This window comes from bacterium, assembly GCA_018814885.1.
Taxonomy (GTDB): Bacteria; Krumholzibacteriota; Krumholzibacteriia; order LZORAL124-64-63; family LZORAL124-64-63; genus JAHIYU01.
Map to the genome: position 1 here is coordinate 1 of JAHIYU010000109.1, position 17,861 is coordinate 17,861.

At 65.4% G+C, this 17,861-nt stretch carries 33 protein-coding genes; all 33 read right to left on the minus strand.

Annotated elements, in window-relative coordinates:
- Nucleotides 1-3: 3 nt before the first annotated feature.
- Entirely contained in the window at nt 4-774 is a 771-nt protein-coding gene (locus KJ554_07030) for a hypothetical protein (GenBank protein MBU0742080.1), read from the minus strand.
- Nucleotides 771-1,520, minus strand: a complete 750-nt coding sequence (locus tag KJ554_07035; protein ID MBU0742081.1) for an ABC transporter ATP-binding protein — start codon at nt 1,518-1,520, stop codon at nt 771-773. Before KJ554_07035 ends, KJ554_07030 begins: the two co-directional genes overlap by 4 nt.
- Nucleotides 1,521-1,528: 8 nt before the next feature.
- Nucleotides 1,529-2,536 carry a ketoacyl-ACP synthase III gene (locus tag KJ554_07040; GenBank protein ID MBU0742082.1) on the minus strand — a complete coding sequence of 336 codons (1,008 nt, stop codon included), beginning with the start codon at nt 2,534-2,536 and terminating at the stop codon, nt 1,529-1,531.
- 218 nt (nt 2,537-2,754) lie between these two features.
- Nucleotides 2,755-3,474: a 50S ribosomal protein L17 gene (gene rplQ / locus KJ554_07045; GenBank protein MBU0742083.1), complete on the minus strand. Its 720-nt coding sequence runs from the start codon at nt 3,472-3,474 to the stop codon at nt 2,755-2,757.
- A 55-nt stretch (nt 3,475-3,529) separates the two neighbouring features.
- The gene (locus KJ554_07050) at nt 3,530-4,549 is read right to left on the minus strand and encodes a DNA-directed RNA polymerase subunit alpha (protein ID MBU0742084.1); all 1,020 of its coding nucleotides are present in this window, start codon (nt 4,547-4,549) and stop codon (nt 3,530-3,532) included.
- 52 nt (nt 4,550-4,601) lie between these two features.
- Entirely contained in the window at nt 4,602-4,997 is a 396-nt protein-coding gene (gene rpsK / locus KJ554_07055) for a 30S ribosomal protein S11 (GenBank protein MBU0742085.1), read from the minus strand.
- 19 nt (nt 4,998-5,016) lie between these two features.
- A complete protein-coding gene (gene rpsM, locus KJ554_07060) occupies nt 5,017-5,385 on the minus strand; it encodes a 30S ribosomal protein S13 (GenBank protein MBU0742086.1) in 369 nt (122 codons plus the stop codon).
- Between the two features lie 68 nt (nt 5,386-5,453).
- Nucleotides 5,454-5,567 (minus strand): 50S ribosomal protein L36, encoded by a 114-nt coding sequence (gene rpmJ, locus KJ554_07065; GenBank protein ID MBU0742087.1) that lies wholly within the window; start codon nt 5,565-5,567, stop codon nt 5,454-5,456.
- A gap of 31 nt (nt 5,568-5,598) precedes the next feature.
- Nucleotides 5,599-5,817, minus strand: coding sequence for a translation initiation factor IF-1 (infA, locus tag KJ554_07070; GenBank protein MBU0742088.1), 219 nt, complete (start codon nt 5,815-5,817; stop codon nt 5,599-5,601).
- 39 nt (nt 5,818-5,856) lie between these two features.
- Nucleotides 5,857-6,570 (minus strand): type I methionyl aminopeptidase, encoded by a 714-nt coding sequence (map, locus tag KJ554_07075; GenBank protein ID MBU0742089.1) that lies wholly within the window; start codon nt 6,568-6,570, stop codon nt 5,857-5,859.
- 146 nt (nt 6,571-6,716) lie between these two features.
- On the minus strand, nt 6,717-8,009 hold the full coding sequence (gene secY, locus KJ554_07080) for a preprotein translocase subunit SecY (GenBank protein MBU0742090.1): 1,293 nt from the start codon (nt 8,007-8,009) through the stop codon (nt 6,717-6,719).
- Nucleotides 8,010-8,054: 45 nt separating this feature from the next.
- Nucleotides 8,055-8,504, minus strand: coding sequence for a 50S ribosomal protein L15 (rplO, locus tag KJ554_07085; protein ID MBU0742091.1), 450 nt, complete (start codon nt 8,502-8,504; stop codon nt 8,055-8,057).
- Between the two features lie 2 nt (nt 8,505-8,506).
- Nucleotides 8,507-8,689 (minus strand): 50S ribosomal protein L30, encoded by a 183-nt coding sequence (rpmD, locus tag KJ554_07090; GenBank protein ID MBU0742092.1) that lies wholly within the window; start codon nt 8,687-8,689, stop codon nt 8,507-8,509.
- Nucleotides 8,682-9,464 (minus strand): 30S ribosomal protein S5, encoded by a 783-nt coding sequence (gene rpsE / locus KJ554_07095; protein ID MBU0742093.1) that lies wholly within the window; start codon nt 9,462-9,464, stop codon nt 8,682-8,684. Before rpsE ends, rpmD begins: the two co-directional genes overlap by 8 nt.
- Nucleotides 9,465-9,494: 30 nt before the next feature.
- Nucleotides 9,495-9,869 (minus strand): 50S ribosomal protein L18, encoded by a 375-nt coding sequence (gene rplR / locus KJ554_07100; GenBank protein MBU0742094.1) that lies wholly within the window; start codon nt 9,867-9,869, stop codon nt 9,495-9,497.
- Between the two features lie 28 nt (nt 9,870-9,897).
- Entirely contained in the window at nt 9,898-10,437 is a 540-nt protein-coding gene (rplF, locus tag KJ554_07105) for a 50S ribosomal protein L6 (GenBank protein ID MBU0742095.1), read from the minus strand.
- A gap of 23 nt (nt 10,438-10,460) precedes the next feature.
- Nucleotides 10,461-10,868: a 30S ribosomal protein S8 gene (gene rpsH / locus KJ554_07110; GenBank protein MBU0742096.1), complete on the minus strand. Its 408-nt coding sequence runs from the start codon at nt 10,866-10,868 to the stop codon at nt 10,461-10,463.
- A gap of 22 nt (nt 10,869-10,890) precedes the next feature.
- Entirely contained in the window at nt 10,891-11,076 is a 186-nt protein-coding gene (locus KJ554_07115) for a type Z 30S ribosomal protein S14 (protein MBU0742097.1), read from the minus strand.
- 13 nt (nt 11,077-11,089) lie between these two features.
- Nucleotides 11,090-11,632, minus strand: coding sequence for a 50S ribosomal protein L5 (gene rplE / locus KJ554_07120; GenBank protein MBU0742098.1), 543 nt, complete (start codon nt 11,630-11,632; stop codon nt 11,090-11,092).
- Nucleotides 11,633-11,654: 22 nt separating this feature from the next.
- Complete coding sequence (gene rplX / locus KJ554_07125) at nt 11,655-11,969, minus strand: 50S ribosomal protein L24 (protein MBU0742099.1); 315 nt, start codon at nt 11,967-11,969, stop codon at nt 11,655-11,657.
- Entirely contained in the window at nt 11,969-12,337 is a 369-nt protein-coding gene (rplN, locus tag KJ554_07130) for a 50S ribosomal protein L14 (GenBank protein ID MBU0742100.1), read from the minus strand. The genes rplX and rplN overlap by 1 nt, the downstream gene beginning before the upstream one ends.
- Before the next feature lie 16 nt (nt 12,338-12,353).
- Nucleotides 12,354-12,617: a 30S ribosomal protein S17 gene (gene rpsQ, locus KJ554_07135; GenBank protein MBU0742101.1), complete on the minus strand. Its 264-nt coding sequence runs from the start codon at nt 12,615-12,617 to the stop codon at nt 12,354-12,356.
- 46 nt (nt 12,618-12,663) lie between these two features.
- On the minus strand, nt 12,664-12,861 hold the full coding sequence (gene rpmC, locus KJ554_07140; GenBank protein ID MBU0742102.1) for a 50S ribosomal protein L29: 198 nt from the start codon (nt 12,859-12,861) through the stop codon (nt 12,664-12,666).
- A 5-nt stretch (nt 12,862-12,866) separates the two neighbouring features.
- A complete protein-coding gene (gene rplP / locus KJ554_07145) occupies nt 12,867-13,280 on the minus strand; it encodes a 50S ribosomal protein L16 (GenBank protein MBU0742103.1) in 414 nt (137 codons plus the stop codon).
- Between the two features lie 49 nt (nt 13,281-13,329).
- Complete coding sequence (gene rpsC / locus KJ554_07150; GenBank protein MBU0742104.1) at nt 13,330-14,004, minus strand: 30S ribosomal protein S3; 675 nt, start codon at nt 14,002-14,004, stop codon at nt 13,330-13,332.
- Between the two features lie 64 nt (nt 14,005-14,068).
- Complete coding sequence (gene rplV / locus KJ554_07155; protein MBU0742105.1) at nt 14,069-14,416, minus strand: 50S ribosomal protein L22; 348 nt, start codon at nt 14,414-14,416, stop codon at nt 14,069-14,071.
- 24 nt (nt 14,417-14,440) lie between these two features.
- Nucleotides 14,441-14,713, minus strand: a complete 273-nt coding sequence (gene rpsS, locus KJ554_07160; protein ID MBU0742106.1) for a 30S ribosomal protein S19 — start codon at nt 14,711-14,713, stop codon at nt 14,441-14,443.
- 54 nt (nt 14,714-14,767) lie between these two features.
- Nucleotides 14,768-15,595 (minus strand): 50S ribosomal protein L2, encoded by an 828-nt coding sequence (gene rplB, locus KJ554_07165; GenBank protein MBU0742107.1) that lies wholly within the window; start codon nt 15,593-15,595, stop codon nt 14,768-14,770.
- Nucleotides 15,596-15,641: 46 nt separating this feature from the next.
- The gene (locus tag KJ554_07170) at nt 15,642-15,932 is read right to left on the minus strand and encodes a 50S ribosomal protein L23 (GenBank protein ID MBU0742108.1); all 291 of its coding nucleotides are present in this window, start codon (nt 15,930-15,932) and stop codon (nt 15,642-15,644) included.
- Nucleotides 15,929-16,558, minus strand: coding sequence for a 50S ribosomal protein L4 (gene rplD / locus KJ554_07175; GenBank protein MBU0742109.1), 630 nt, complete (start codon nt 16,556-16,558; stop codon nt 15,929-15,931). Before rplD ends, KJ554_07170 begins: the two co-directional genes overlap by 4 nt.
- Before the next feature lie 3 nt (nt 16,559-16,561).
- Nucleotides 16,562-17,218, minus strand: a complete 657-nt coding sequence (gene rplC / locus KJ554_07180; protein MBU0742110.1) for a 50S ribosomal protein L3 — start codon at nt 17,216-17,218, stop codon at nt 16,562-16,564.
- Nucleotides 17,219-17,247: 29 nt separating this feature from the next.
- Nucleotides 17,248-17,556 (minus strand): 30S ribosomal protein S10, encoded by a 309-nt coding sequence (rpsJ, locus tag KJ554_07185; protein ID MBU0742111.1) that lies wholly within the window; start codon nt 17,554-17,556, stop codon nt 17,248-17,250.
- Between the two features lie 160 nt (nt 17,557-17,716).
- A partial coding sequence (gene tuf / locus KJ554_07190; protein MBU0742112.1) for an elongation factor Tu occupies nt 17,717-17,861 on the minus strand: 145 nt, incomplete at its 5' end.

A 17,861-nucleotide genomic window follows, 5' to 3' on the forward strand; every position in this document is an offset into this window, starting at 1 on the left:
GGCCTACCTCCACCTCCGCGATTCCAGCGATCGGAACGCCAGGAACATGCACAAGACGGTGAACGACAGGTAGAACACCACGTCGCGCGTGTCGATCAGGCCGCGGGCGAAGCGCAGGAAGTGGGCGCTCAAGGACAGGCGCTCGGCCAGCGGCGCCAGCGACGCGGGCAGGTGCGGCTCCAGGTTCGCCACCGACATCAGGAACATCAGGAACGCGAAGGAGAGGATGTAGCTGACCACCTGGTACGGCAGCAGCGTCGAGAAGAACACGCCCCACGCGGACATCAGCGCCGTCGCGAACACAAGGCCCGCGCAGGCGGCGGCCAGCGGGCCGGCCTCCGGGTGACCCAGGAAACCCGTCACACCGAAGAAGACGCCCGTGCCGGCCACCAGCACCAGGCCCACCCCCAGCGCCGCGGTGAACTTGCCCAGGATCCAGACGTGATCCGCGACGGGATAGGTCATCACCAGTCCGTAGCGGCCCGAACGGTACTCCTCGGAAAAGAGACGCATGGTGACCGCCGGCAGCATGAAGGTCAGGAACACCGCCATGTTGGTCACCAACGGCTGGAACACGCCCACGGACAGGTTGAGGGCCGCGCCGATCTGCTGTCCCGAGGCCAGCGCCGAGCGCGAGAGCTCGGCGTAGTCGAAGAGGACGTTCACGAAGGAGAAACCGGTCAGCGCCAGGAAGCCCGTCACCACCACCGGCGACATGGCGCTGTGGAAGAAGGCGGCCGTCTCGCGGCCGGCGATGGCCCGCAGGGCCCTCACGAGCCGCGCTCCCGTTCGCCGTCCTCCGGCGTGCCTGTCAGGCGGAGGAAAATGTCCTCGAGGGCATCGCGCGGTCTCGTCGACGCGTCCGGCAGCTCCTGCGCGTCCACCTCGGCGACCAGCCGCCCGCGGTCGAGGATGATGACGCGGCTGCAGGTCCGGCTCACCTCGGCCAGGATGTGGCTGCTGAGCAGCACCGTGCGCTCGCCACGGAAGCTGCGGATCAGGTCGCGGATCTCCACGATCTGGTGGGGATCGAGGCCGCCGGTGGGCTCGTCGAGGATGAGCACCTCGGGGTCGCCGACCAGGGCCTGGGCCAGTCCCACGCGCTGCCGGAATCCCTTCGAGAGATTGCCGACCATGCGGCCGCGCACCTCGGACAGGCCCGCCCGTTCGACGATGGTGTCGAGGTGGCCGTCGCGGCCCGCGGCCGGCACGCCCTTCAGCTCGGCGGTGAAGCGCAGGTGTTCGGTGACGGTGGCGTCGGGGTAGAGCGGCACGTGCTCTGGCATGAAGCCGATGCGACGACGGACTTCGAGCGACGCGTCCACCACGTCGAAGCCGGCGACCGACGCCCGGCCGCCGCTGGGCGGCAGGGTGCAGGTCAGGATGCGCATGGCGGTGGTCTTGCCGGCGCCGTTGGGCCCGAGCAGGCCGACGACCTCGCCGCGTGCGACCTTGAAGCCGACTTCTGCCAGCGCCACGGTGTCGCCGAATCTGCGTGTCAGTCCGTCGGCCTCGATCATCCCAGCTCCTAGTCGATGCACCAGCGGATCAGCGAGGCCCCCCAGGTGAAGCCGGCGCCGAAGCTCACCAGGACAACGTGGTCGCCCCTTTTGACGCGGCCCGCGTCGTAGGCCACCTTCAGGGCCGAGGGGATGCTCGCGGACGTCGTGTTGCCATAGCGGTCGATGGTGATCGAGACCTGCTCGTCGGCGAGGCCCAGCCGCTTCTGCGCCGCCTCGATGATCCGGATGTTGGCCTGGTGGGGAACCAGCAGCTTAACGTCGGACGGGTCGAGATTGTTCCGCTCCACGATCTCCAGGGCCACGTTCGCCATGCCGCGCACGGCATGCTTGTAGACCTCGCGCCCCTCCTGGTAGACGTAGTGCAGCTTGTTCGCGACCGTCTCGGCCGAGGGCGGCATCCTGCTGCCGCCGGCCTTCTGGTGCAGGAACTGGATGCCCATGCCGTCCATGTGGTTGACGGCGTCGATGATGCCGCCGTCGGCCGGGTCCACGGGCTGGACGGCCACCGCACCGGCGCCGTCGCCGAAGAGGATGCAGGTGTTGCGGTCGGTGTAGTCGGTGATCATCGACATGATCTCGGTGCCGACGACCAGGGCGTTGCGCACCAGGCCGCTCTCCACGTAGGCGCGGGCGGTCTCCAGGGCATAGATGAAGCCGCTGCAGGCGGCTTCGATGTCGAAGCCCCAGGCGTGGTCGGCGCCGATCAGCTTCTGGATGACGCAGGCGGTGGCCGGAAAGGTCATGTCGGGCGTCACCGTGGGCACCAGCAGCAGATCCAGGTCGGCTGGATCGATCCCGGCGTGGGCCAGCGCGTCCCTGGCGGCCAGGGCGCCGTGATGCGACGCGGGCGTGCCCTTCTCCACCACCCGCCGCTCGCGGATGCCGGTGCGCTCGACGATCCACGCGTCGTTGGTATCGACCATCTTCTCGAAGTCGGCGTTGGTGAGCACGCGCTCGGGGAAGCTCATGCCGAGGCCGGTGAGGCCGGCCCTCTGGAGGGTGCGCTGTGCCATCGGACCATTCCTTTGCTGGGGCGGGTCTATGACGCCTGGCCGGTCGGACCTGGTCGTACGAGCCTGATCGAGCCATCGTGCAAGGGGACGGTCCGCGGGGACCGTCCCATTCGCAATGCAAACCTCTCGCGGACGCGATGTCAACTCATCATTCCCTGAACGGAGAACCCCCGACCTGGGGCCGGGGTCGATCCGAAAAGACGGCTAGACGACTGGTCCTAGGACTTGTCGACGCCCCCGTCCAGCTCGTCCTGCCAGGCCTTCAACTCGTCCCACTTGCCTCGCGCGGCCATCTCGGCCTGCGCGGGCCAAGTCTCCCCCACGCGGCCGGTCAGTGACGCGTAGTCCGCGCTGGCCGCGAGCAGTTCCTTCAGCTCGTCGACGCTCTTGGCGGCCAGGTCGGCGTAGGTGGACACACCCACGGCCGCGAAGGCTTCGGCGAACTTGGGACCGATGCCCTCGATCTTCGTCAGATCGTCGGCGCCGGTCTCGGCCGGGATCTTCTTGGCGGGCGCGGCCTTGGCCCTCTTGGCGGGCTTGGGCTCGGCTGGCTTGGCCTTGGGCGTGAACTCGGCCTCGACCAGTTCGAGGATCGACATGTCGGCGTTGTCGCCGCGGCGCGGGCCGTCGAGCTTCAGCACGCGGGTGTAGCCGCCGGGACGGTCCGCGTACCGGGGTCCGAGCTCCGCGAAGAGCTTCTTGAGCACGCCGGGGTCGGTCAGCTTGCGGGCCGCCATGCGACGCGAGTTGAGATCGCCGGCCTTGGCGTAGGTGATCAGGCGCTCGGCGACGGCCCGGGCCTCCTTGGCCTTGGCCGTGGTGGTCTGGATCCTCTCGTGCCGGAAGAGCTCCGTCACCATGTTGCGGAACATCATCTTGCGGTGGCTGGCGGTGCGGTTCAGCTTGCGACCGCGCACGTTGTGACGCATGATCTCCATCCTCTTTCCGCCGGCCGGCGCCGGTCAGTCTTCATTGGTCGAAACGGGCCGTGCTTCAGGCCTCCACGCCGGACTTGACCCTGTCCGCGATCTCGCTCTCGAAGGACATGCCGAACGACAGGTCCATGCCGTCCAGGATCTCCTGGATCTCGTTCAGGCTCTTGCGACCGAAGTTGCGGAACTTGAGCATCTCCTGCTCGGTCTTTGTCACCAGGTCGTACAGCATGAGGATCTTGCCGGCCTTGAGGCAATTGGCCGAACGCACGGACAGTTCCAGCTCCTCGACGTTGCGCGACAGCAACTCCACCAGGCGCTCCTGCTCCTCGTCGACATCGTCGTCCATGGCGTCGATGGGCGCCTCGTCGAAGTTGATGAAGAGCTGGAAGTGGTCCTTGAGGATCTTCGAGGCGAAGGCCACGGCGTCCTCGGGCTTGGCGCTGCCGTCGGATTCGATGCCGAGCACGACCTTGTCGTAGTCGGTCCGCTGGCCCACGCGCGTGTCCATCACGCGGTAGCTCACCTTGCGGATGGGCGAGAAGTTGGCGTCGAGGCGGATCACGCCGATCACCTCGTCGGGTATCACGTGCTGCTCGCGGTCGACATAGCCGCGGCCCATGTCGATGTACATCTTGGCCGAGAAGTTGCCGGACTCGGTCAGGTTGCAGATCACGTGGTCCGGGTTCATGACCTTGAGCTCGGGATGCCCCTCGATCATGCCCGCGGTCACGGGGCCTGGCTCGGAGGCCTCCAGGGTCGCCCAGTGCGCGGGCGCGTCGGAGAGGGCGAAGACGACCTGCTTCAGGTTCATCACGATGTCGATGACGTCCTCGAGTACGTTGGGCAGTGTGCTCAACTCGTGCTTGACGCCCTCGATCTGCACGGCCGTGATCGCGTGGCCGTGGATCGACGACAAGAGTGTGCGCCGCAGGGCGGTGCCCAGCGTGTGTCCGAATCCCTTCTCCAGGGGCGCGATCACGAGCTCGGCGAAGTTGTCCGTCTGCGTCTCACTATCGAACTGGACGCCGTCGGGCATCATCATATTGATCCACTTCATGGCGTGGTACCCCCCTGCCATCGGGTCCGGCCGCGTCATCGCCGACGCGGCGTCTCTAGCATCTCGACATCTCTCAGCGGCGGCGCTTGGACTGGCGGCATCCGTTGTGCGGGATGCGGGTCACGTCCTTGATCCGCGTCACCTCGAGCCCTTCGGCCTTCAGCGTGCGGATCGCCGCCTCACGGCCGGAGCCGGGTCCGCGGACCCAGATCTCGATCTTGCGCATGCCGCCGTTCAACACTTCCTGCGCACAGTAGCGCGCCGCCAGCTGGGCGGCGAAGGCCGTCGACTTGCGACTGCCCTTGTACCGTCCCTGGTGACCGCCCGAGGACCAGGTGATCACGTTGCCGCCTGCGTCGCTCATGGTGATGATCGTGTTGTTGAAGCTCGACTTGACGTGCGCGACGCCGTTGATCTCGAGCTTCTTCTTGACCTTGCGGGTCTTCCGCTTGTCCTTGGGACCGGCCACTCTCGCTTACCTCCTGATACTACTTCTTCTTGCCGCCGGGACGGGTCTTGGGACCCTTGCGCGTCCGGGCGTTGTTTTTCGTGTTCTGACCGTGACAGGGCAGCTTGCGTCGATGACGCAGGCCGCGGTAGGTGCCGATGTCCATCAAACGCTGGATGTTGATGTTCAGCTCCGTCCGCAACGTACCCTCGACCTGGAAGTCCTTGTCGATGATCCCGATGATCTTACGCGTCTCCTCCTCGGTGAGGTCGCGCGTCCTGGTCTCCGGATCGATGCTGGCCTTGGTACAAATGCTGCGGGCCCGGTACGGTCCGATCCCGTAAATGTAGGTCAGAGAGGTGCTGATCCTCTTGTCGTTGGGAATGTCAACACCGGCAATTCTGGCCACCTCGGCTCCTTTCGTCTTCCCTCGTCGTGGCGGATCCGCGCCTCAGGCGCGTCCCGTCACGGGATCCGTCATTTCTGGCGCTGGTTATGGCGACGGTTGACGCATATCACCCTCACGACGCCTTCGCGCCGGATGATCTTGCACTTGTCGCAGATCTTCTTCACGGAAGTGCGCACTTTCATGACCGCTCCTCCTGCCGCCCCGCGGGCGTCGTTACTTGTACCTGTATGTGATCCGACCCCGGGTCAGATCGTACGGAGAGAGCTCTACCGTCACCTTGTCCCCCGGCAGGATGCGAATGAAATGCATGCGCATCTTGCCAGAGACGTGCGCGAGAACCAGGTGCTGGTTCTCCAGTTCGACACGGAACATCGCGTTCGGCAACGCTTCGACGACCGTGCCCTCTACGGTTATTCCCTCTTCCTTCGCCATACTCTGCTCCCGTCCCGTATCGACCCCTCGACCGTCGCCCTACCGCGCGGTCAGGACCTTGGCGCCGTCGGCCGTGACGGCCACCGTGTGCTCGAAATGAGCTGACAGCCTGCGATCCGCCGTCACGATCGTCCACTGGTCGGCCAGCGTGACGACCTCCTTGGCACCGGCGTTGATCATCGGCTCGATCGCGATCACCAGCCCCTCCTCCATCACCGGATCGGGCAGGGAGAAGCTGCGATAGTTGGGCACCTGCGGATCCTCGTGCAGTGCCCGACCGATGCCGTGTCCTACCAACGATTCCACCACCGCGAAACCGTATGCCCTGGCGTGGGTCTCGACGACCTTGCCGACGTCCGAGATGCGCTGGCCGGGCCCGACCTGGCCTATGGCCAGTTCCAGGCACTCCCGCGTCACGCGCAACAGGGTCGCCGCCTCCTCGCCGACCTCGCCGATGGCGAAGGTCTCTGCCGAGTCGGAATGCCAGCCGTTCCTGATCAGGCCGCAATCCACGCCGACGATGTCTCCCGGCAGGAGCACCCGCCCGCCGGGTATGCCGTGAACGACTTCCTCGTTCACCGAGATGCAGCAGGTCGCCGGAAAGCCGTTGTACCCCTTGAACGAGGGGACACAGCCTGCGTCGGCGATCATCCGCTCCGCCAGGGCATCGACCTCGCCCGTCGTCACGCCGACGGCGATCATCTCGCGCAGCGCGAGGAAGACTTGCGCCAGCACGTGCGCGCTGTCCTCCATCCTGGCAACCTCTGCAGGCGTCTTCAGATTGATCCGTTGCCTCAAGGCCACCTGCGATTCCTTGCGCCGTCGCGGTCACAGCGCCCCATACGGCGGCCGCGATCCTTCTCTGATGCCCGGCCGGGATCACCCCGGCGGTATCCGTACTACCTGCGCGCCCGCAAGCGACCCTTGGTCATGAAGCCGTCGTAGTGCCTCATCACCAGGTGCGATTCTATCTGCTGCAGGGTGTCCAGCCCCACGCCGATGACGATCAGCAGTCCCGTGCCGCCGAACTGGAACGGCACGTTGAAGTAGTAGATCATCAGGTCCGGCATGATGGCGATGGCTGCCAGGAAGAACGCGCCGGGCAGCGTGACGCGCGTCAGGACGCGGTCGATGTACTCGGCGGTCTTCTTGCCCGGCCGCACGCCGGGGATGAAGCCGCTGTTCTTCTTCATGTTGTCCGCCAGATCGACCGGGTTCAGGATCACGGCGGTATAGAAGTACGTGAACAGGATGATCAGCGACGAGTACGCCACGATATAGACGATGTGCGGCGGCTGGAACATCCGCGTCAGCGTATCGATGAAGGCGTTGTCGCCGAAAAACGAGCCCAGCGTGCCCGGGAACATGATGATCGACTGGGCGAAGATGATCGGGATCACGCCCGCCGTGTTCACGCGCAGCGGGATGTGGGTGTTGGCCCCGCCGTAGACGCGGCGCCCGACGATCTTCTTGGCGTACTGCACCGGGATGCGTCGCTGCCCCTGGGTGATGGCGATGATGCCCGCGATGACCCCGATCATCAGCACGCCCACGATGACGCCGGTCAGCCAGTGCAGCGTGCCGTCGCGCAGCGCCTGGAACGTGTTCAGGATGTCGGCCGGATAGCGCGCGATGATGCCGATGAAGATGATCAGCGAGATGCCGTTGCCGATCCCGCGCTCCGTGATCTGCTCGCCGAGCCACATCACGAACATGGTGCCGGTGGTCAGCGTGAGCATCGTCACCAGCTTGAAGCCGATGCCCGGATGCTGCACCACGCCCAGACGCTCCAGCGTGAAGCTCACGCCGAAGGACTGGACGAACGCCAGACCAAGGGTGCCCCAGCGCGTGTACTGCTGGATCTTCTTGCGGCCCTCTTCGCCCTCCTTGGCCAGCTTCTCGAAGTAGGGGATCACCGCCTGCAGGAGCTGCAGGATGATCGAGGCGCTGATGTAGGGCATGATGCCCAGCGCGAAGATCGTCGCCTGTCTCAGGTTGCCGCCGGCGAACATGTCGTACAGGGCCACCAGGGTGCCCTTCTGGCCCTCGAAGAACTGCTTGATGGCGTCCAGATCGACACCCGGTGTCGTGATGTGACCGCCCAGACGGTAGACGATCAGGATCATCGCCGTGAACAGAAGCCTGCGCTTCAGTTCCGGGATCCTGAACATGTTCTGGTAGCTGCCTGTGATATTCAAGACGCCGCTTCCTTGTTACGGGGTCCCCGGTATCTGTCTTCAGACCTTCACGACGACGCTGCCGCCGGCCGCTTCCACCGCGCTGATCGCGCTCTTGCTGGCCTTGTCGACCGTGATCTTGAGGCTCCTGGTCTCCAGCGTGCCCCGTCCCAGCAATTTCACGGGCCGGTCGGAGTACTTCACCAGGCCGGCGTCCGCTAGGACGGCGGCGTCGATCTCGAATCCTTCCGCGAAACGGTTCAGGCTCTCCAGGTTCACCAGCTGGAAGGTCTTGCGGAAGATGTTCGTGAAGCCGCGCTTGGGCAGACGGCGGTTCAACGGCATCTGGCCGCCCTCGAACCAGGGCGGGACGCCGCCGCCGGAGCGGGCCTTCTGACCCTTGTGGCCGCGGCCGCCGGTCTTGCCCTGCCCGGAGGCGGGGCCGCGCCCGCGGCGCTTGGTGTCCCTGGTGGCGCCCTTGGGCGCGCCGATGTTGTTCAGCTTGAGCATGCCTACTTCACCTCTTCCACGCGAACCAGGTGCCGCACCTTGTGCAGCATGCCGCGGATGGACGGTGTGTCCTCGTGTTCGACCATCGCCTGGTGGTGGCGCAGGCCCAGCGCCGCGATCACGCGGCGGTGTTTCTCGGGACGCCCGATCACGCTGCGCACCTGAGTGACTCGGATCCTACTCATCGTTCTCGGCCTCCTCGACCTTGGCGTCGGCGGCTTCGGCCCCCTCGACCTTCTCCGGCGCGGGTTCCGCGGCAGGCGCGGCAGCCTCGGCCTCGGGCTTGCGCTCGGGCTTCGGCAGGCCGAAGACCTCGAGAATGCTGATGCCGCGCTTGGCGGCGATCTCCTCGACGGAACGCAGCTGGTTCAGCCCGTCCATCGTCGCTTTCCAGACGTTGTGCGGGTTCCTGGAGCCGAGCTGCTTGGTCAGGATGTTCTTCAGGCCCGCGGCCTCCAGGATGGCGCGCACGCCCCCGGCGGCGATGACGCCGGTACCCGCCGCTGCGGGCTTCAGCATGACGCGGCTCGCGCCGAATCGACCCTCCACCGCGTAGGGGATGGTGTTGTTGAGGATGGGGACCGTGATCTGCGCGGACCTGGCCATTTCCGAAGCCTTGCGGATGGCATCGGCTATCTCGTTGGCCTTGCCCAGCGAGACGCCGACCTTGCCCTTGCCGTCACCGACGGTCACGATCGCGCTGAAGCTGAAGCGGCGACCGCCCTTGACCACCTTCGCGACGCGATTGATGGCGATGACGGTCTCCTGCATGTCGAGCAAGTCGCGCTCGTTGGCGCGACCGCGGCCGCCGGGACGCCCTTCGCGGCGCGGCCCTCCGAAGCCTCCGCGGCCGCCGGGGCCGCCGGGACCGCCCGGTCCGCGTCCGCCGGGTCCTCTGCGCTGTCCGGGGCCACCGGGCCGGGGACCTCTTTGTCCCGGGGTGTTCGGCGTGTTGGTCATCGATTCGCTCCTGTCCGGGGTCAGACTTTCCTAGAACTTGAGTCCGCCGTCGCGGGCACCCTTGGCGAGCGCGGCCACGCGCCCGTGGTAGAGGTAACCGCTGCGGTCGAATACGACAGTCTCGATACCCTTGGCCTTGGCCGATTCGGCGATCCGGCGCCCGACCATGTAGGCCACGGCGCACTTGCCGGTCAGCTCCTCGGGCACTTCCAGGTCGCCGACCATCGTGCTGTCGGCGGCGACCAGCGTGTTGCCGACCACGTCGTCGATCATCTGGGCGTAGATCGACTTGTTGCTGCGGGCCACCGACAAGCGCGGTCGCTCGGCGGTGCCGACGACGGTCTTGCGCGTGCGGATCCTCCGCTTGCTGCGCGCCGTGATCCTGTCCTTCGCACTATCTTTCATCCCGGGTCACCTCCCGACGCTGACCTGTTTACTTGGCCGCGGCCTTGCCCGCCTTGCGGACGACGAGTTCGTCGACGTAGCGAATGCCCTTGCCCTTGTAGGGTTCGGGCTTGCGATAGGCGCGGATCTCGGCAGCCACCTGTCCCACCAGCTGCTTGTCGATGCCCTTGACGTCGATTCGCGTCTGCTCGGGACAGACGATCTCGATGCCGTCGGGGATCGGGTACTCCACCGGGTGGCTGTACTGCAGTTGCAGGTCGAGAATCTCGCCCTTGACCTGCGCGCGGTAACCGACGCCGATGATCTCCAGCGACTTGACGAAGCCCTCAGTGACGCCGGTGACCTGGTTGGCGATGAGCGCCCTGACCAGGCCGTGACGTGCTTTCATGGGCTTGCTTTCGTCGGGGCGGCCGACGACGAGTTGGCCGTCCCCGAGCTCGAAGGTCAGCCCCTCGGGTATATGCTGCCGCAGCTCCCCCTTGGGGCCCTTCACCACCGAGGTGTCACCCTCGATCGTGACGGTCACCCCGTCGGGTATGGGAATCGGCTTGAGTCCGATGCGGGACATGGGTCTTCCTCCTGCCCGGCTGTTTACCAGACCTCGCAGAGGATCTCGCCCCCAACGCCCCTGGTACGGCATTGGTGGTCGGTCATGATCCCCTGGTTGGTCGAGACGATAGCTATTCCGTAGCCGCCACGGACCTTCGGAATGCTCAACTTGTCGGCGTAGATGCGTCGACCCGGCTTGCTCACGCGCTGGAGGCCTTCGATGACGCCGGTCTGCTTGCCGTTGCGCACGTAGTACTTCAACGTGATGCGCACGGTGCCCTGGGGCCCCTCGTCGGTCTCGTCGACCTTCGCCACGTAGCCCTGGGCCTCGAGTAGGTGCGCCAGCGCCTTCTTGGTGTTGGACGCGGGCATCTCCACCTTGCGGTGGCCGGCCTGGATGGCGTTGCGGATGCGCGTCAGCATATCCGCGATGGGATCGGTCATGCTCATGTCTCAAGCTCCTCGCAGCGTGTTACCAGCTCGACTTGACGACTCCGGGCAGGTCGCCCTGCAGCGCCAGTTCGCGGAAGCAGATGCGGCAGACGCCGAACTTCCGGTAGTATGCCCTCGCCCGTCCGCAACGGCGGCACCGGGTGTATGCTCGCACCTTGTACTTGGGCGGCCGGTTGGCCTTGGCGATCAGCGACTTCTTGGCCAATTCGATTCCTCCTCTAGCGCCGGAAGGGCATGCCCAGCTGCTTCAGCAGCTCCCGGCCCTCCTCGTCGTTCTTCGCGGTGGTCACGAAGGTGATGTTCAGGCCGCGCGGTTCTTCCACCTTGTCGTAGTCGATCTCGGGAAAGACCAGCTGGTCCTTCAGGCCGACCGTATAATCGCCCCCGCCGCTCAACCGGTCCGAGACGCCGCGGAAGTCGCGGATGCGGGGCAGGGTGAAGTTGATGAAGCGATCCATGAACTCCCACATGCGCTCGCCGCGCAAGGTGACCCGCGCGCCGATGGCCATGCCCTCGCGCAACTTGAAGTTCGATATCGACTTGCGGGCCTTGGTCTTCACGGGTTGCTGGCCCGCGATGATCTCCAGGTCGCTCAGCGCGCTCTCCAGGGTCTTCGGGTTCTGGATCGCGCGGCCAAGACCCATGTTCAGGACGATCTTGGTCGGTCGGGGAATCATCATCGGGTTCTTGAACCCGAATTTCTCCTGCAACGCCCGCCTGACGTCGTTCTCGTAGAATTCCCTCATCCTCGGCTTCGACATTTCTTTCCTCCTGCCTGGCCGGCTAGTTGGCGAGCATCTCGCCGCAAAGCTTGCAGGTTCTCACGCGCATGCCATCTCCCAGCACCTCGGTGCCGGTACGGGCCGCCTTGCCGCACTTGGGGCAGATCAGCATCAGGTTGGAGGCCTCGATGCTGGCCTCCTTCTCGATGATGCCGCCCTGGGGCGCCTGCTTGGACTGGCGCGTGTGGCGCTTGATCAGGTTGACCTTCTCGACGATCACACGCCCGGCGTCGGGATAGACCTTGAGGACCTCTCCCTCCATGCCCTTGTGATTGCCGGAGATGACCCGGACCTTGTCCTTCTTCTTGATGTGCATCACAGCACCTCCGGCGCGAGGGAGACGATCTTCATGAACTTCTTCTCCCGCAGTTCCCGGGCTACGGGTCCGAAGATGCGCGTGCCCACCGGCTCCTTGTCATCGTTGATGATGACCGCGGAGTTCTCGCCGAAGCGGATGTAGGAGCCGTCCTTGCGGCCGATCTCCTTGCGGGTGCGCACGACGACCGCCTTGACGACCGTCCCCTTCTTGACGTTGCCGTTGGGGATGGCGCTCTTGACCGCGCATACGATGATGTCGCCGACCCGGGCGTAACGCCTGCGCGACCCGCCCAGCACGCGGATGCACATGGCGGTCTTGGCGCCGGAGTTGTCCGCGATGTTCAGCATCGTGTGTACTTGGATCATTGCCGTCTCTCCCTGGCTACTTCGCGCGCTCGAGGATCTCGGCCACGCGCCAGCGCTTGGTCTTGGAGTAGGGCCGCGTCGACATGACCTTCACGGTATCGCCGGCGTGGCACTCATTGGCCTCGTCGTGGGCCTTGATCTTGATCGAGCGGTTGATGATCCGCTTGTAGAGGGGGTGCGGAAAACGGCGGTCGATCTTCACGACCACGGTCTTGTCCATCAGGTCGGACACGACGGTGCCGATTCGCGTAGCCCTCAGGTTCCTCTCCGACTGCGTCATCGTTCAAACTCCCACCCCGCGGGCGCGCCGCGGGAAACCGGGCGCCCTAGCGCCCTGCCTTCTTCTCGTTCACGACCGTCTTGATGACGGCCAGCTCGCGTCGGGCGATACGAACGGACAAGGGATTGTCCAGGCGGCGCATATTCAACTGCATGCGCAGATTGAGCAGATCCTCGGACTTCTCGGCCACGAGGCTCTCCAGCTCCTCCAGGGACATGTCCCGGTAATTGTGTGCTTTCTTCATCGCGGTTACTCCCCGTGCCTGCTGACGATACGCGTCTTGAAGGGCAGCTTTGCCGCACCCAGCCGGAAGGCCTCCTTGGCCAGCTCGGGGGTCACGCCGTTGATCTCGTAGAGCATGCGACCGGGCTTGACGACGGCAACCCAGTACTCGGGATTGCCCTTGCCCTTGCCCATGCGGGTCTCGGCCGGCTTCAACGTGATCGGTTTGTCCGGGAAGACCCGGATCCAGACCTTGCCCATTCTCTTGATCCGGCGCGTGATGGCGATACGGGCAGCCTCGATCTGACGGCTCGTGATCCAGCCGCACTCCGTGGCCTGCAGGCCGTAGTCGCCGAAGGACACGCTGGAACCGCGGAACGCGACGCCCCTCATGCGGCCCTTGTGGGTCTTGCGGTGTTTGGTCCTCTTCGGCATCAACATGGCTCGTTATCCTCTCCCGCCGGCCTGTCGCCGCGGTGGGTCATTCGTCCTACGCCCGCTCCTCGTGGACCTGGGAACGCAGCTGCTCCTTGAAGTCCGCGGGGAAGATCTCGCCCCTGCAGATCCACACCTTCACGCCGATCGCGCCGAAGGTGGTGTGGGCGGTGGTCATCCCGTAGTCGATGTCGGCGCGCAGCGTGTGCAAGGGGACGCTGCCGTCGTGGTAGCTCTCGATGCGGGCCATCTCGGCGCCGCCGAGGCGGCCGGCGCAGCGGATCTTGATCCCCTGGGCGCCCATGCGCATGGCGGTGGCGATGGCCTTCTTCATGGCGCGGCGGAAGGACACGCGTCCGGTCAGCTGGGCAGCCACGTGCTCGGCGACCAGCGGTGCCGACAGCTCGGGTTTCTTGACCTCTTCCACGTCCAGCTTGACGTTCTTGCCGATCATCTTGTTCAGCTCGGCGCGCAACTCGTCCGCGCGCGAGCCCTTGCGCCCGATGACCACGCCGGGACGGCTTGTCGAGACGATCACGTTCACCTTCTCGCGGAAGCGCTTGATGCGGATCTGCGCGATGCCGGCGTTCCCGACCCTGGCCATGATGTACTTGCGCAGCAGCAGGTCCTCGTTCAGCCAGTCGGCATAGTGCTTCTCGCTGAACCAGGTCGAGTTCCAGTCCTTCACGATCCCCAGCCGGAAACCGATCGGATGCGTTTTCTGACCCATGCTCGTCCTTTCCTCTCCCGTGACCTCGTCGCGCGGCGGCGCTTCGGTCATGCAGTACCCGGCCCTACTGGACCGGCGAAATCGTCACCCGGATATGGCTGGTACGCTTCAAGATCCGGTACGCCCGGCCCTGGGCGCGTGGCTGGATCCGCTTCATGATCGGTCCTTCCTCTATCTTGATTTCCTTGACGAAGAAGCCCGAGTCATCGCGTCTGACGTCCTCCTCCGAGACGATGCGGGCGTTGGCCGTGGCCGACGCGATCGTCTTGCTCAGGATCGGTGACGCCTTCTTGGCGGTCAGGCCGAGGATCTCCTGAGCCAGGTCCACACGCTTGCCACGCACCAGATCGGCCACGAGTCGGGCCTTCCTGGGCGAAATCATCACGAACTTGCTGACAGCACGGCCGTCCATCTGACTTACCTCCGCCTGGCCTGTCTACTTGCCCTTGCCCCTGCTGGTATGCCCCCGGTAGGTCCGCGTCGGCGCGAATTCCCCGAGCTTGTGGCCCACCATGTTCTCCTGGACATATACCGGAATGAACTGCTTGCCGTTGTGGACAGCGATGGTATGACCCAGGAAATCGGGTATGACGGTCGAACGACGCGACCAGGTCTTGACGACCCGCTTGTCGCCCCTCTCATTCATCTCGGCGATCTTCCTGTGCAGGTGATCGTCGACGTATGGTCCCTTTTTGATCGAACGAGCCATGCTTCTTCCATCCTCCGTCCAGGAGCGCGGCGCGGGCCGCGGACTGTAGGGTCGCTACTTCTTCTTCCGACGCCGCACTATGAAGCGGTCCGACGGCTTCTTGCGCCGCGTCTTGAATCCCTTCGTGGGCTGGCCCCAGGGCGAGACGGGATGACGTCCGCCGGAGGACTTGCCCTCGCCGCCGCCGTGGGGGTGGTCGACGGGGTTCATGGCCACGCCCCTGACCTTGGGGCGCCTGCCCAGCCAGCGCGACTTGCCGGCCTTGCCGAGTACGACGTTCTCGTGCTCGGAATTGCCGACCTCGCCGATGGTGGCGTAACAGTTCCTGTGCACCATGCGCACCTCGCCGCTCGGCAGGCGCAGCGTCACGTAATCGCCTTCCTTGGCCAGCACCTGGGCGAAGGAACCGGCGCTGCGGACGATCTGTCCGCCGCGGCCGATCTGCAGCTCCACGTTGTGCACAACGGTGCCCAGGGGTATCCGGTGCAGCGGCATGGAGTTGCCCACGCTGAAGCTGGCCGCCTCGCCGGTCAGCACCGTGTCGTCCACCTTCAGCCCGTTGGGCCACAGGATGTATCGCTTCTCGCCATCGGCATAGAACAGCAGGGCGATGCGCGCGCTGCGGTTCGGATCGTACTCGATGGTCGCGACGCGAGCGGGCACGCCCATCTTGTCGCGCTTGAAGTCGATCCGGCGGTAGCGGCGCTTGTGGCCGCCGCCGCGCCGGCGGCTCGTCACCCGGCCAGTGTTGTTGCGTCCGCCGGTCTTGTTGAGGGGCTCCAGGAGCGACTTCTCGGGTTGATCGGTCGTCAGCTCGCTGAAATCCGAAACCGTGCGGAATCGTTGCGCAGGCGTCACGGGCTTCAGTTTCTTGATACCCATTGTCTTCCCCTATCCTCGAGCCGCGTCGAGCCGCGGCGACTGATCCCTAGACGTTGTCGAAGAGGTTGATGGCATCGCCCTCGGCGAGGGTCACGACGGCCTTCTTCCAGTCGGCGCGCTTGCCGGAGAATCGGCCCAGCCGCTTGAACTTGCCGCGCATGTTCATGGTCCGCACCGACTCCACCTTCACGCCGAAGTAGAGCTCCACGGCCCGTCTGATCTCGTGCTTGTTGGCGGCGGGCTCGACCTCGAAGAAGTACGTGTTGTGCCTCTCGCGCAGGTCGCTGCCGCGCTCGGTGATCAGGGGACGATGGATGACCTTGCTCAGATCCTTCACGACCCGAACACCTCCTCCACGCCGCTCAACGAGTTCTTGGTGAACACCAGGTTGTCCGCCCAGAGGATCGTGTAAGCGTTCAGATCGGTATGACGCATCACGCGCACGCCCTTGATGTTGCGCAACGACTTGTAGACGTTGTCCGCGTCCTGGGGCAACACCACCAGGGTGTGATGCCCCTCCAGGGACATGCTGCCCAGCAGTCGGGCCATCTCGGTCGTCTTCGGGACGTCCATCTCGAAATCCTCGATCACCTTGACGCGCTCGTTGTTCGCGCGGTCGCTCAGCGCGGATCTCAGCGCCAGGCGCTTGATCTTCTTCGGCAGCTTGTAGCTGTAGTCGCGCGGATGCGGCCCGAAGGTCGTGCCGCCGCCGATGCGCAGCGGCGATCGCGCGCTGCCCGCGCGCGCTCGTCCGGTGCCCTTCTGACGGTACAGCTTGGCACCTGAATGAGCGTTCTCGGCCCTGGTCTGCGTGTCGTGCGTGCCCTGGCGCTGGTTGGCCAGGTAGTTGCGCACGGCCTCGTAGAGGGACTGCTTGTGCACCGCCTGGGCGAACAGCGAGTCGGGCAGTTCCACGCTGCCGACGGATGCGCCGTTGCGGTCGTAAAGGTTCGCGGTCACCATCGTTTAACCTCGCACCTGCGTTTCGGTTGATCCGGACACTCGGCCGCTGATCCGGATGAGGACGAGGCCGTTCTTGCTGCCGGGCACGCTGCCCTTGACCAGGAGCAGGTTGCGCTCCGCGTCGATGCGAACGACCGTCAGATTCTTCTTCGTCTCGCGCTTGTTGCCGTACTGGCCGGCCATGCGCGTGTTCTTGAACACGCGGCCGGGCTTGGTGTGCATGCCGATCGAACCGGACATGCGCACGTTCTTGCTGCCGTGGCCGGCGGGGCCCCGGTGCTCGTTCCAGCGCTTGATGCGGCCGGAGAACCCGCGTCCCTTGGTGATGCCGGTCACGTCCACCTTCTGGATGCCCTCGAGGATCGAGACGTCCACGGCGTCGCCGAGCGCGAGCTCCTCGCCCTCGTTCGGGATGAACTCCCTCAGGATGCGCACGGGTTCGACTCCGGCGCGGCGGAAGTGTCCCTGCATGGGCATCGTCGTGTTCGCGGCCTTGCGGCCGCCGAACCCGAGCTGGACGGCCGCGTAGCCGTCGGCCGCGGGCGTCTTGAACTGCGTGACGACGCAAGGGCCGGCTTCGATGACCGTCACCGGAATATGGCGCCCTTTCTCGTCGAAGACGCGTGTCATGCCGATCTTCTTGCCGATCAGTCCGTTCATGGCTGCTCCCTGGCTCCCTTGTCCTCGCTTCAGACCTTGATCTCGACGTCCACGCTGGCGGGGAGCGTCAGCTTCTTGAGGAACTCGGTCGTCTGGGCCGTCGAGTTCTCGATCTCGATGAGGCGCTTGTGGATCCTCATCTCGAACTGCTCCCGGGACTTCTTGTCCACATGGGGCGACCGCAACACGGTGTACACCGAACGCTTGGTCGGCAGCGGCACGGGGCCGCGGACCAGCGCGCCGGTCCTCTGCGCGGTCTGTACGATCATCTTGGCGGAGCGGTCGAGGACGGCCGGCTCGTACGCCTTCAGCCTGATCTTGATCTTCTGTCTGGCCAATTCGGTCTCCTTCGCTTGCGATGGCTACTCCAGCTTCGCCGCCGACGGGGCCCACCGGCTCCTGCGGCGCCTGCTCACCCTTCGCACCCCGGACACGTCATGACTGGGCATCCGGGCAGTGCCGGTCGGACCGCGCTGGCGGCCCGGCCTTACGAACCGACTACTCGATGATCTTGGCGACGACGCCCGCGCCGACGGTGCGGCCGCCCTCGCGGATCGCGAAGCGCAGGCCCTCCTCCATCGCGATCGGCGTGATCAGCTCGATCGACATCTTGATGTTGTCGCCCGGCATCACCATCTCAACC